We start from the raw sequence: 13,915 nt of genomic DNA on the forward strand, positions 1-13,915 counted from the left end.
TCCAAACAGATCCTTGAGGATATGCCATCCCAACCGAAAACAGCAAAAAATACCAAAGCGGTGGCTGAACAGCAGGTAGAGGTCCTGGACACGCTCCTCCAGCATAATGCGGAGGAGGTGCTGCCAGTCAACGATGTACCTGATCCTGGCACGAAAACGACGGCTTTCTCGCCCGAAGATCTCAAACGCCTGGACACGTTAGAGGATGAGGAAGAGGAATCACCACTGCGGGACTCCCGTCTGGTGTCGATGGTTTCAGAGGACCTCCGCCAGGGTGGCGTACTTTCCCGCAGCCTGCCGGGCTATGAGGAGCGACCAGCGCAGATCGAGATGGCCACGCTCGTCTCACGGGCCATCAACAAAAATGTGCCGGCCATTATTGAGGCTGCAACTGGTACCGGTAAATCACTGGCTTATCTGGTTCCCGTGGTACGCTCTGGACAGGTAGCTATCGTCAGTACCGCCAATAAAGCTCTGCAGGAACAGCTTTTCTATAAAGATATCCCCTTCGTCCAGAAATACATCAAGCACTTTGAGGCCGCCCTGGTAAAAGGGGTCAATAACTATATTTGCCTGGATCGTGTCGAGAGTGAACGCGTGGGGATGCAGTTTTTCACCAAGAACCGGGATTTCCAACGCCTGTATGACATGATCCAGGATCCTGAGACCGGCTATAGTATGACCGGTGATTTTGAGACTCTGGGTTTCCAGCTGGCCTCGGATGTCCGTGGGCGCATCGCGACCGATAGTGATCAGTGCGCGTGGTCCAAGTGTAGCTTTTTTGATGAGTGCTATGTGCGCCAGATGCGCGAGCGCGCCGAGCGAGCCCAGGTCATCGTGGTCAATCACACGCTGCTCTTACTGGATGCCGCCATTGGTGGCTTCCTCTTACCCGAACGAGACGTGATTATCCTGGATGAGGCCCATCACCTGGAAGAAGAGGCCACACGCTCGTTTACGATTACGATCAATCCTGGTCAGATTCAAACCCTGCTGGCCCAACGCATGCTCAAGGATCATACTCTGTTGAGCCTGCAGGATGATGCGATGCGCGCCGCTCAGCTGATGTGGATGCGCCTGGAACAGGTGGCGAATCCCAGCTTCAAGGGACGCGTCAATCTGGAAGCTCCATTGGAAGAAGGATTACGCCTGGCCACCACTATCTCTGATCTGTCCGACTCCCTGCGTAAGCAACGTCCAAAGGATCTACCGGAGAAAGAGGCACAGCTCTACGACAAATTATTGAAGCGTACCCAGAATTTAGCTGAAAATATACGCACGGTCTTTTCGGTCGCTGATCAAAATAAATTTGTCTATTATGTGGAACGGATGGAGGGCTCGGCCTCGCGCGGCTTTGTGCTGCAAGCCTCCGCGGCCCCGCTGGATGTCACGTCCTGGTTGCAGGAACGCCTGTTTAATAAATGTAATGTGATCAGTACCTCGGCTACTCTCGCGACGATCGGACCCAATCCCGCGAAACCGGACGAGAAAGGTCCTAACTTCTCGTATTTCCGTCGCCGCGTCGGACTTGATCCGGTTGAGCGACCCGATGTGATCGAGAATATTTTGCCGCTGACCTTTGATTATGAGAGCAATGCCTTGCTATATCTCCCACGCCACTTGCCCCCGCCGACCTTTGGCGCGGGCGCGGATGACTATATGGTGGATATTGCGCGTGAGATGTATCGCCTGGTCAAACTCTCACGTGGGCGCGCCTTCTTGCTTTTCTCCAGCCGCCGCATGCTGGATCGTGCCTATGAGTTGATGTCTCCCCACCTGCCCTATCCACTCTTGAAGCAGGGTGATATGACGAGACTGGAACTCACGCGCCGCTTCCGGGAGGAAGAAGGCTCGGTGCTCTTTGGCCTCAAGAGCTTCTGGGAAGGCGTGGATATCGCTGGCGATGCCCTCTCATTGGTGGTCATCGATAAGCTTCCTTTTGATCCACCCGATGATCCAGTCCATGAGGCACGCGTGGCACAGATGAAGGCTGCTAATGAGAACTGGTTTGGCACCTATGTGTTGCCACAGGCGGTGTTGCGCCTCAAACAGGGCATTGGACGCCTGCTGCGCACACGTGAGGATCGAGGCGTCATGGCGATCCTGGATACACGGCTGCATACCAAGGGCTATGGTCGTCAGGTGCTTAATGCCATGCCACCTGCCCGCCGGACCTCCAGCGTACGTGATGTGGAACGCTTCTTTGCTGAAGAAAACTGAGTCTTCAAATCCAGGGTAGACAGAACCGCACAATGAGAATAGAATAAGAAGTGCATTCCGACGCATGATATAGCAGCAAAAAAATTCATTGGTACAGGGGAGTTCGCGCATGAGCAAAACAAAGATGCGTTGTATCACCTGCGGCAAGTGGTTCCAGTCGGCTAATGCTAGAGAAGTCACTTGCCCTGATTGCACGCAAAAAGCCCGAAAAGAAAAGTTGGCGACGAAAAATATGCCGCCCACGTCAAATAAAGCTGCAGCCGCTGGCGCTTCAACAGCTTCACGGCCTGTGCCTCCTCCGCCGCCTCCTAAACCGAAGGCGGCTAAAGGCGGAACAAATCAATGGCTTGACAATCTTTCCGATGTGAAGGTAGGCGAACCCGATCAGCCACCTCCACGTCCTAAAATGCCATCCCCTCCTGTACAACGTGACCGCCGCACCGGCGAAACAGGAGGCGCTCGTCCCTCGCAACCAACCAGTTCAAGTAGCCTGAATACTGCTACCCGCGACACACAACAGCAGCACGGCGCTGGTCCTGGCCGTGCTCCCGCTGCATATCCGGTCAACAATGGTCCGGGAGCAGCAACGGCACCTGGCCCACGCCCTTATCGCCCGGGCGGTCCTGGCCGTGGTCCCGCGAAACCCTGGGCGAAAAATGCGGGTCCAGGTGGTCCTAAGCCGGCCAGAAAACCTAAACCGGCCAGACCTGCTACTCCGCCAAAGCCAAAGCGTGAGAAAACACCGCCACCAGAGCCATTCACGCCAACAGAAGAGCAGATTAAACAGGTTGAAGAGCGCTACACCGTGCTGGCTCAACCAGCCGAGTTTGATGGCATTCGCACCCAGATCGCAAAGGAATTCAGTATTCCTAAAAAGGCGGTTAAAAAGATCATCAAGGATCTACGCGATCGACAACATATTCCCAGCTGGTGGGAAGTCCAGACCTATAAAGGCAGTCAGGAAGAGTTGGAGCGTATCAAAGAGGTCTACCAACCTTATCTGCCGGTTCCGCCAGTGGGGGTTCACAAGCAGATTTCTGATACGCTGAACCTGAAACCGGGCACAGTCTATCAGGCCATTAAAACGATTCGCGTCGAGATGAACCTGCCTCAATATAATGATCCAAAGTATCATGAGGAAGAACTGGCCGAACATATCAAACGCGCGCAGGCCAAAAAAGCCGCAGCCGCAAACGCCTCGACTGAACCGGCTTCTGCAAACAATGCTGAAAAGCCTGTAGAGAACTCAACAGCTGAAAAGCCTGTAGAGAACTCAACAGCTGAAAAGCCTGTAGAGAACTCAACCGAGGCAGTGGCTTCAACAGAAGCGGTAGCATCAACCTCCGACAGTAGTCCTGCTGCCAATGAATAGTTCGATGGGACTTTAGTCACTCTCTTTGTCAGCTTAGCTGTTCAAACCAGATGGGTTAGGCGATAATTCATCTGGTTCTTGAGGTTTTTTCATGGAAGATTGTGTATTCTGTAAAATTGCATCCGGCGAGATTTCCAGCACAATTGTGTATCAAGATGAGAATGTGGTTGCTTTTAAGGACCTGGAACCTCAGGCCCCGAAACATATTCTCTTTATCCCACGTCGTCATATCGCTTCGATGGCCGATATGACCGATGCTGATGGTCCACTCCTGGCCAGTATCTTTACGGCTGCCAGCAAGGTAGCACGCGAATTGGGACTGGAACAGGGCTACCGCTTCTTAACTAATGTCGGCCCTCAGGGAGGGCAAAGCGTCTCTCATCTGCACTTCCACCTGCTCGGTGGCCGCCAGATGAAATGGCCTCCGGGCTAAATCGGGGCCACATCAATACAAAGGTAATTCTATGCGTATTGCGATTGACTATACGGCGGCGATTCGCCAGGGGGCGGGTATTGGCGTGTATGTGCGCAACCTGGTGTCCGCGATGCTCGCACAGGATGCGGAGAGCCGCTATACGTTACTGACAAGTGGACGCGCCAGTTCGGAGCGTCCATTTCCTGTTGCGGAGAATGTGCGTGGTCGAGAGGTATTGATCCCTGATCGCTATTTGAATATTCTCTGGTATCGATTGCGCGCTCCACTGCCGGCGACGCTTTTTACGGGTCGGACTGATATCTATCATGGACCTGATTTCGCGCTGCCACCATTAGGCAAAGGGGTTCGCAAGGTAGTCACAATCCACGATCTCGCCTTTCTGGAACATCCCGAGTATGCCGTTCCGGCTCTGGCTGAGTATCTACGCAAAGTAGTACCTGCATCAATTGAAGCGGCAGATGTGGTGGCGGCAGTCTCCAGCGAGGTCCGCCGGACCCTCATCGATCACTTTCAAACTCCACCAGAAAAGCTGGTGGTCATTCCAAATGGCGTGCAGCCCTATTTCCGCCGTATCACTGATCCCATTATCCTGGATGCGACCCGCCATAAATTTAAGCTGCGACATCCGCTGGTACTGGCCGTTGGTACCCAGGAGCCACGCAAAAACCATAAAAGTATCATCAAAGCGTTCCATCAAGCCCAGCAGCACAGCAGCAGGGTCCAGCCATGCTGGCTATCGCCGGAGGGAATGGTTGGCTGTATGAAGAAACCCAGCAACTGGTGCGCGATCTCAAGCTTGAAAAGAAGGTGCATTTTCTGGGACGCGTTACCGATCTTGAGTTGATTACCCTGTACAGTCTGGCCGATGTGTTTGCCTTCCCATCTTTCTTCGAGGGCTTTGGCATTCCACCACTTGAGGCTATGGCCTGTGGCGCACCTGTCATTACCTCAAATACCTCGTCGCTTCCCGAAGTCGTGGGCGATGCCGCCTTGCAGGTCGATCCCCACAATATCGAGGAACTGACACACGCAATACTGCAGTTATTGAAGAACGAAGGCTTGCGCGAAGATTTACGCCAGAAAGGCTATCTCCGTGCGCAACAATTTACCTGGGAGCGCTCGGCCCAGAAAATGCTGCATGTGTATCAGCAGCTCTATGCAGGACAAAGTAACTTTGTAAGCGAGGCAGACCCACAATGAAAATCGGTGTGAACGCACATTTCTTTCAGTTTCCGGCTACGGGCAGCGGCCAATATCTCTCCCACTTACTCAACGCCCTGGCTGAAGTGGATGATCATAACGACTATCTTTTATTTGGTCCTCAACCACTTGCGCAGGTGCCAGTTACGGCCTATCCTTACCAGGCACATGCCGTGCCAGCTCTGGCCGCTAGAAATGAGAATATTGAAAAGGTGATGTGGGAACAATTTACTGGCCCCCGGGCGGCACGCCAGGCCGGAGTAGACCTGTACCATGTCCCACATTTTGCCCCGCCATTATTTCCGCGTACCCCGACGGTGGTCACGATCCACGATGTGATCGCCCTGCGCTTGCCCGCTTATCAACCTAATGGCAAGGTCAAAGCATATACCAGTTTGATTAGCCGCGCAGCCCATCGGGCCAGTATGATTATTGCGCCCAGCCAGCATGCACAAAAAGATATTATCGAAACCCTCAAGCTACCAGCTGAACGCATTCGCGTCATCTATGAGGCCGCTGGTGATGAATATCGACCAGTTGAGGATCCCGGGGTGCTGGCGGCCGCGCGAGCTCGTTATGGACTGGGTGAGCGCTATGTCTTCTATCTGGGTGGATTGGATCAGCGTAAAAACATTATCCAGCTGGTACGCGCCTTTGCGCAGTTGTATGCCCGGGTTGGTGATCCCAATCTACAACTCCTGATCGCTGGCAATCCCGACAAAAAAAAGGGGCCCCTTTTTCCGGATCCCCGTCCGGTGGCGGAGGAACTGGGCATCAGTGGTCAGATTATTTATCGCTTTATCGAGGAAGAAGATAAGCCTGCACTCTATAGTGGGACCAGCGTATTTGTTTTTCCTTCTCTTTATGAAGGCTTTGGACTGGATCCACTGGAGGCCATGAGCTGTGGTGCTCCGGTCGTCTGCTCTAACCGTACTTCACTGCCAGAGGTTGTCGGGGACGCGGCCATTAGCATTGATCCAGAGGATACCAGAGCACTGGTTGATGCCATGTATAGTGTGCTGACCAATGATGAGCTACAGGCCACGCTGCGCTCACGTTCAATTCAACAGGCGGGACGCTTCCACTGGCGCACTGCGGCACAACAGACCCTGGCGGTCTATGAAGAGGTTCTGGCACAAAAGAAAAGATAGAGAAGAAACGACAATGCGAATTTTGATGCTTTCTAAGGCCCTGGTGGGTGGTACCTCGCAACGCAAACTAGAAGAGATCGCGAAATGTCCTCAGGTCGAATTGACCCTGGTGACACCTCCTTACTGGCATCATGATGATGGCAGTAAGCAGATGCTAGAGCGACTCTATACGGATGGCTATCGTATGATTGTGACGCCGATGGCCTTTAATGGCAAGTATCACTGGCATTATTATCCCAAACTGGGCCAGATTATGCGTGAGGTCCAACCTGATATCGTGCATATCGATGAAGAGCCGTATAATCTGGCAACGTTGCAGGCGATGTATCTGGCCAGAAAACAAGGCGCTCAGGCGTTATTTTTTACCTGGCAGAATCTCTATCGCACCTATCCACCACCGTTTCGCCAGCTTGAACAATATAACTATAAACATGCCGCCATGGCGATCGCTGGCAATCGCGATGCCTCGGATGTCCTGCGTCGCAAAGGCTACCAGGGACCGATCAGCATCATTCCACAGTTTGGCTTTGACACCGATATCTATCAGCGCAGCACTCCACGTCCTCTACGTACTCCGGACTCCCCTTTTACCCTCGGCTTTATTGGACGCCTCAAGGAAGAAAAAGGTCTGCCCCTGATGGTTGAGGCACTGACCTACTTGCCCGAATACTGCCAGGTTGTTTTTGTGGGACATGGCCCGATGAAAAGTCACTTAGAAGAACTGGCCACACGCCTGGGTGTCAGTCAGCGTGTCACCTTTAAAGCTGGTGTCTCCACTGATCAGGTCCCACACGAGATGGAGATGCTGGATGCATTTGTGCTCCCTTCACTGTCACGTCCCAATTGGATCGAACAATTTGGACGCGTGCTGGCCGAAGCTATGTCCTGTGAAACTCCAGTCATCGGCTCCGATAGTGGTGAAATTCCACAGGTCATTGGCGATGCGGGACTGGTTTTCCCGGAAGGAGATGCGCGTAAGCTGAGCGCCTGCGTACAAAAACTGCTGGATGATCCAGAACTGTATGCCTCGCTCGCACAGCGCGGTCGCCAACGCGTCCTGGAAAATTACACACAGGAAAAGATTGCCCGCCAAACCTACGAAGCCTATCTCTCCATACTTTCAACAAAAGGGCATCAACATAGCTAAAAACCCTTTGGGCAGCATCCTCTCCAAATCCTTAAGCATGAATTATTTTTCATTGGATAATGAAAAATAATTCATGTCAACTCCATCATTATAAATAATATGATTTCGCTATTTTATCTTTATTACAAAAAATTCATATTTATAATTACAGTATATTCATCATAATAAAAACCCCTTGCACTGCAATTGAAGCTATAGTATACTTCGCAAACACTCATTTAAATCTTTATGCATGCCAATATGTCGAGGAGAGAATACGTTTATGCAGAGCAATCCAAATTTTCCTGAGCAAAATGATCCAAATTTTCCTAATCAATACAATCAGGCTGGACAACCACAGCAACCCTATCCCTATAATCAGCCCGGTCAGGCACCACAACCAAACCAGCCCCCTTATAATCCACAGCAACCCTATCCACAGGGACCTGCTGGACCGCAGCAGCCATATGGTCAGCCATTTTACCCACAGATGACTCCACCACCAAAGAAGAAATCAAAGGTCGGGCTGATCGTGGGCATTATTGTGGGCGTGGTGCTGTTGTGCATTGTGGTCGGTATCATTGGTGCAGCTATGACTGCTTCAAAAACAGCCACGACCCCCACAACGATTACATCCTCTGATAAAACGAATGCCACACCAGCGCCTACTGATAAGCCGGCAACTGATGCTTCAGGACATAACAAGGTTGGTACTGAGGTTAAGGTCAACGATAAGTGGACCGCTAAAGTCATAGATGTCAAATCATCTACCGGCAATGACATTATTAAACCTAAAAGTGGCAATGTCTATCTAATCGTCCATGTGAGTGTCAAAAACACATCGGCTGAGACCCAGAATGTCAGTAGTTTGCTTTCATTTAAACTTCAGGATAAAGATGGACAGACCTATAACGAAACCATCTATCCTGATGCTGGTGCCACACCCGATGGAAAGGTAGCTCCTAACTCTCCTTTGGCTGGTTTCATTGCCTATGAGGTTCCTGCCGCGCAGCATAATTATACGCTGCAATTTACACCAGATATCGTTGGCAACGATCAGGCCACCTGGGATCTCGCGATCTAATAGCAAAAAACTGTCTAAGGATGGTGCGCCCTGTCAGGCCGTACCATCCTTTTCTTTTTTCCATTCTGGCGACTCCCCACCTGCACATCTAACAAGATCGGGCTCAACTTTCCTCTGCAATGATACGTAAAAGAAAAAAGAACGTACAATAGTCTTATGGGCATACCACTACGAGGTGTGCCGAGAAGAAAAGAGGAGTTTTCATGACTGTTTCACCGCATGCGGAACTACTTCCGCGTCGGATCTTGTTTGGCAATCCCGTGAAGGCCGCTCCGCGTATTTCTCCTGATGGTAAACGCCTGGCGTATCTGGCACCGGTGGATAATGTGCTGAATGTCTGGGTCGGTACGATTGGCAGCGATGATGCGCATCCCGTCACAAAGGATACGGAGCGTGGTATCCGCTTCTATTTCTGGGCCTTTGACAATAAACATATCCTGTATACTCAGGATGTGGGCGGTAATGAAAACTGGCGGCTCTATGCAACCAATCTGGAAACACATGAGACACGCGATCTAACACCGTTTGAAGATGTACAGGTGCAGATTATCGATCAAGATAAACATTTTCCCAATGAGCTCTTGATTGCGATGAATAAAGAAAATCCACAGGTCCATGATGTCTATCACCTGCATCTGAGCAGTGGCGAACTGACACGGGTGGCGGAGAATCCTGGCAATATCGCGGGCTGGATTGTGGATACGCAATTCAAGGTGCGCGGCGCGATGGCTGCCCGGCCAGATGGCGGTATGGATCTGCTGGTGCGCGATAATCCTGGGAGCGAGTGGCGTCATACGCTGGGCTGGGATTCAGATGATGCTCTGACCAGCGGCGGCCTTTTCTTTAGCGCCGATGGACAGTCTATCTATCTGCAGGATTCGCGCGAGGCTAATGCCGGTCGGCTGATAAAGTTGAACCTGGCCACCAATACACAGGATGTCATCGCTGAAGATCCTCAATATGATGTCGGTGAGGTCATGGTTCATCCAGATACGTTTGAGATTCAGGCGGTCGCCTTCAACAAGGATCGGGTGGAGTGGCAGATTCTGGACGATTCAATCAAGTTGGATTTTGATCGGATCCATGAGATCCATCAAGGCGATTTCTCGATTGTCAGTCGCGATAATGCCGATGAGACCTGGATCGTGGCCTTTGTGGTCGATAATGGGCCGGTACCGTATTATGTCTATCATCGTAAAGAACAGAGTGCCGATTTTCTGTTCGTGAATATGCCTGACCTGAACAATTATACGCTGGCACATATGCAGCCGATTAGCTATACTGCACGCGATGGCTTGACGCTTCATGGCTATCTGACCCTGCCGGTCGGTGAAACGCAGACCAACCTGCCACTGATCGTCAATGTCCACGGTGGTCCATGGGCCCGCGATAGCTGGGGACTGAATCCTGAGGCACAATGGCTGGCTAATCGCGGCTACGCCTGCCTGCAGATCAATTACCGTGGCTCGACCGGCTATGGTAAAGAGCATCTCAATGCGGGCGACCGCGAATGGGGCCGCAAGATGCATTATGATCTGGTGGATGGCGTTGAGTGGGCGGTCAGGCAAGGCATCGCTGATCCGCAGAAGGTCGCGATCTATGGTGGCTCCTATGGCGGCTATGCAGCCCTGGTCGGTGCCACGTTTACACCGGACCTCTTCTGCTGTGCCGTCGATATTGTCGGACCCAGCAATCTGATCACGCTCATCAAAACGATCCCTCCCTACTGGTCCACGGCCCTGGCGTCCTTCCAGAAACGCGTCGGCAATGCGGATACGGAAGAGGAATTCTTGAAGTCCCGTTCGCCACTATTCGCGGTGGATAACATCAAGATTCCACTCTTAATCGCTCAGGGTGCCAACGATCCACGCGTCAAGCAAGCTGAAGCGGAACAGATTGTCGCAGCGATGAAGAGCAAAGGCATCAACTATGAATATATGCTCTTCCCCGATGAGGGTCATGGTTTTGCCAGACCAGAGAATCGCCTCAAGTTCTATGCGGCCGCAGAGAAGTTCCTGGCTCAACATCTCGGTGGACGTTACGAAGAATAGGCCTCACATACACACATAGTACCTGGTGTGTCACGGTATTCAGAGCTCATCCGTGAGAGATATGGATATTCCATATCTCTCACGCTGAAAACGCAGTGGTGCAAGCCGCTCACCACATGGGAGAGTGACAGGAGTATGGCCGAGGGGGTAGATGTAACAGTATTTACCCGAAGTTCATCTCCGAACGGAGAAGCGCTTGAACGTTTACTGTAAGTAAGTCTGTCTCTTTGCTATTTGAATAACAAGGATTGGGGATATCCAATCAGTTCTGTCGAGCGGCTTGGTACTGATGAGATATTCCGGGCCAGTAGTCCAAACTGCTATGGACGATGACTGGTCACTAGTACACCATACCCACTGCTGTAAGGTATCAGCCTGTCTTAGCGTTCTTGATTATAGAAGGAACTACGCCTGATCGCTAGTAATTTCAGGCTTCAGGCATAGTCCAATGGTAAGCGCGGCTAAGCAGCAATCGAAGTATCATGACACAAGCGAATGGATGGTGTATAATGTAGCCGCAAACAGTAGCCTACTATTAGAGGAGTTCACGCCCATGAATGGTGACATGATAGGTCGTGTCATCAAAGGTCGCTATAAACTTATAGATGAACGCGGACGCGGCAGCTTTGCCACCGTGTACGTGGTTCGCGACCTTGGAGACAACCGGATCTACGCGCTGAAGGTGATGCACCTTGAGCTATCCGGTGATGGCGAACTGCTAGCTCGTTTCCAGCGAGAGGCGCATATCCTTTTGAATCTCAGTGATTCACATGTGGTGCGCATCTTTGATTATGGAAACGATAATAACATGCACTATATTGTGATGGATTATATTGATGGACAAAACCTTAAGTATTATATGATCAATCAAGGACCAATGGATCCATTACGTGCCATTAACTATGCACGACAAATAGCGGAAGGGTTGGACGCAGCATATAAACAAGGAGTTGTGCATAGAGATATAAAACCACAAAATATCTTGATTAATAGTAAGGATATCGTAAAAATTACCGACTTCGGCCTGGCCCGCGGTCGGGACACTGTTACACTGACGCAGTCGAATGTATTTATGGGCACCGCCTATTATATTTCGCCTGAGCAAGCCGAAAGTGGACGTTCAGCGGATAGCCGTTCTGATCTTTATTCAGTAGCTACAGTTTTGTTTGAGATGCTGGCTGGCCGACCTCCCTATGAAGGGGATACCGCCGTCGATATCGTGATCAAACATATGAATGAGAAGGTTCCATCGATTTGTCGTTTGCGCCCTGATCTGCCAATGGAGATGGATACTTTCATGCAAAAGGCTCTGGCAAAATCGCCAGCCAACCGCTTTGCTACCCCTCAGGATTTCATTGCGGCCCTTGAAAAACTTATTGAAGTATTACCACCCAAACAAGATACCGGAGAACCCGAAAAGCCCATTGCTCCACTTCCACCGCCTCTCATCAAGGAGGGCCGGATCGTGGTTATCTCTAGTGGCAACATTATCCCTTTAAAAGGGGATAAAATGGTAGTTGGCAGACAAGATCCAACCCTGGGTATTTATCCTGAGATTAATCTGGCCGATAAGACGGTGGGAAGACGACATGCCTACTTGCGTAATCAGCAGGGGGTGTATACAGTTGAAGACTTGAATGCTCTGAATAAAACTCGTTTGAATGGCGTGACCTTGACACCACACGAGGAACGTACTCTTAAAGACGGTGACATTTTACGCTTTGGAAGCGTCGAGGTGCGTTTCGAATTGCGTTAATTCGAGGCCAGTTTCGGATACTATAGTATAATACACAACAATGCGCTCGCTGTGGTGTGTATAGCACTGAGCCGCAGTTGTAGGGGTACCCAGGAAGGGTGCCCGATCCAGATCGGGTGGCAACACCTCGCATGTAGCCCGGCTATTTGTCGGATAAGCAGCCTACATCCAACGAGAGACTTTGCCGCCCCTACGCTTAGAGGGGTGAACTGTTATGAGAGAGCCATATTTGATGACCTTTGCATTTACAATCTTAGCCAGCCTTGTTACACCGCCCGTTATCGTTGGCGCAATCATTGCAATTGCGGTTATACTTGGTATTGGCGGCGTTTTCGTTTTGCGTAGCAATAAGAAAAAACCAGGCACAACTCCGGGCGCGGCCAATAGCGCTAGCGATTGGCAACGTCAGGCTCAACCCGGCGGCGCCGGTGGCTGGAATCCACAGTCTTCAGCCAGTAATTGGAACCAGCAGCAACAGCAGCAGGGTCAGGCACAGAATAGCTGGGGTGGGGCACAGGGAATGCCTCAACAGCAAAGTGCTAATGCTAATCCCTGGGGTACACCCAATCCTTCACAGGCTGCATGGGGCAATAATCCTTCCCAACAATCAGCGCAGCCTGCTAATCCATGGGGCAATAACCCGACTCAACAGCCAGAACAGCCGGCTAATCCATGGGGCAATCCTGCCCAGCCTGCTGCAAACCAGCCCTGGGGCAGTTCTAATCCTTCACAGGCTGCATGGGGCAATCAGGGCAATCAGCCCACTCCATGGGATGCCGCTCCGGCACCTGCCCCACAGACCCAGGATAACTGGAATCAGCCACAGTCCGGTTCAGGACCACAGTGGGGAGCGCCTGCTAACCCGGCCGCGCAACAGCAACAGGCTCCAACCGCCTGGGGTCAACCACAGCAGCAACAGCAGCAACAAGCGGATCCATGGGGTGCACAGCCCAAGCAACCTAATCCAGCTTCAGCTCCTTCCTGGCAGCCTAATCAGGGCGGTTTCGGGCAGCAAGATCCCACGGCGATGTATGGCAACAATGTAGATAACGATAAGACGATGCTACGCCCGCAGGGACCACAGGGAATGGCTCAACCCGGTAGCGTTGGCTTTGTCCGCGTTGAGGAAGGCAAAGAGCCTGGCCGCATCTATGAGATCCGCAAAGAGTCGTTAAGCATGGGACGTAGCCGTGAGAGCGATATCTTCCTGGAAGATCTGGCCGTTTCACGTCTGCACGCCTCACTCGTCAATATGGGCAACGGAAGTTATGCGCTCAAAGATGAAGGTAGTGCCAACGGAACAAAAGTCAATGGCCAGCTTGTTAATAAATTCCAGACCTATCCGTTACAAGAAGGAGACCGCATTCAGCTTGGCCAGACCGTTCTCGTGTTTGCCAAAAAGTAAGCGGATTTTCTGCTATTCGTATTCCAATGTTTATACTATGCTCATAGAATAGCGCCATTTAGAGAGGGAAAGGGCCACATAGTTGCGCTAGAAAAGCTGCTACTACCAGTGTGG

At 51.4% G+C, this 13,915-nt stretch carries 11 protein-coding genes; all 11 read left to right on the forward strand.

Annotated elements, in window-relative coordinates; genetic code table 11:
- Positions 1-21 precede the first annotated feature (21 nt).
- The 11 genes from KDW_RS05490 to KDW_RS05540 all read left to right on the forward strand — a co-directional run bounded on the left by KDW_RS05490 (position 22) and on the right by KDW_RS05540 (position 13,801).
- The gene (locus tag KDW_RS05490; protein WP_162004976.1) at positions 22-2,220 is read left to right on the forward strand and encodes an ATP-dependent DNA helicase; all 2,199 of its coding nucleotides are present in this window, start codon (positions 22-24) and stop codon (positions 2,218-2,220) included.
- Positions 2,221-2,329: 109 nt separating this feature from the next.
- Positions 2,330-3,592: a hypothetical protein gene (locus tag KDW_RS05495; RefSeq protein ID WP_151755023.1), complete on the forward strand. Its 1,263-nt coding sequence runs from the start codon at positions 2,330-2,332 to the stop codon at positions 3,590-3,592.
- Positions 3,593-3,683: 91 nt separating this feature from the next.
- Complete coding sequence (locus KDW_RS05500) at positions 3,684-4,025, forward strand: histidine triad nucleotide-binding protein (protein WP_151755024.1); 342 nt, start codon at positions 3,684-3,686, stop codon at positions 4,023-4,025.
- A 31-nt stretch (positions 4,026-4,056) separates the two neighbouring features.
- The gene (locus KDW_RS05505; RefSeq protein WP_151755025.1) at positions 4,057-4,872 is read left to right on the forward strand and encodes a glycosyltransferase; all 816 of its coding nucleotides are present in this window, start codon (positions 4,057-4,059) and stop codon (positions 4,870-4,872) included.
- Positions 4,755-5,228, forward strand: a complete 474-nt coding sequence (locus KDW_RS05510; RefSeq protein ID WP_151755026.1) for a glycosyltransferase family 4 protein — start codon at positions 4,755-4,757, stop codon at positions 5,226-5,228. The genes KDW_RS05505 and KDW_RS05510 overlap by 118 nt, the downstream gene beginning before the upstream one ends.
- Positions 5,225-6,379, forward strand: coding sequence for a glycosyltransferase family 4 protein (locus KDW_RS05515; RefSeq protein ID WP_151755027.1), 1,155 nt, complete (start codon positions 5,225-5,227; stop codon positions 6,377-6,379). Before KDW_RS05510 ends, KDW_RS05515 begins: the two co-directional genes overlap by 4 nt.
- A gap of 13 nt (positions 6,380-6,392) precedes the next feature.
- Positions 6,393-7,526 (forward strand): glycosyltransferase family 4 protein, encoded by a 1,134-nt coding sequence (locus tag KDW_RS05520; protein WP_151755028.1) that lies wholly within the window; start codon positions 6,393-6,395, stop codon positions 7,524-7,526.
- A gap of 262 nt (positions 7,527-7,788) precedes the next feature.
- Entirely contained in the window at positions 7,789-8,589 is an 801-nt protein-coding gene (locus KDW_RS05525) for a DUF4352 domain-containing protein (protein ID WP_151755029.1), read from the forward strand.
- Positions 8,590-8,792: 203 nt separating this feature from the next.
- A complete protein-coding gene (locus tag KDW_RS05530; protein WP_151755030.1) occupies positions 8,793-10,640 on the forward strand; it encodes a S9 family peptidase in 1,848 nt (615 codons plus the stop codon).
- A 553-nt stretch (positions 10,641-11,193) separates the two neighbouring features.
- Positions 11,194-12,396: a protein kinase domain-containing protein gene (locus KDW_RS05535; RefSeq protein WP_162004977.1), complete on the forward strand. Its 1,203-nt coding sequence runs from the start codon at positions 11,194-11,196 to the stop codon at positions 12,394-12,396.
- A 214-nt stretch (positions 12,397-12,610) separates the two neighbouring features.
- Positions 12,611-13,801, forward strand: coding sequence for an FHA domain-containing protein (locus tag KDW_RS05540; RefSeq protein WP_151755032.1), 1,191 nt, complete (start codon positions 12,611-12,613; stop codon positions 13,799-13,801).
- Positions 13,802-13,915: the final 114 nt, after the last annotated feature.

It is taken from the genome of Dictyobacter vulcani (assembly GCF_008974265.1).
In the GTDB taxonomy this organism is placed as follows: domain Bacteria; phylum Chloroflexota; class Ktedonobacteria; order Ktedonobacterales; family Ktedonobacteraceae; genus Dictyobacter; species Dictyobacter vulcani.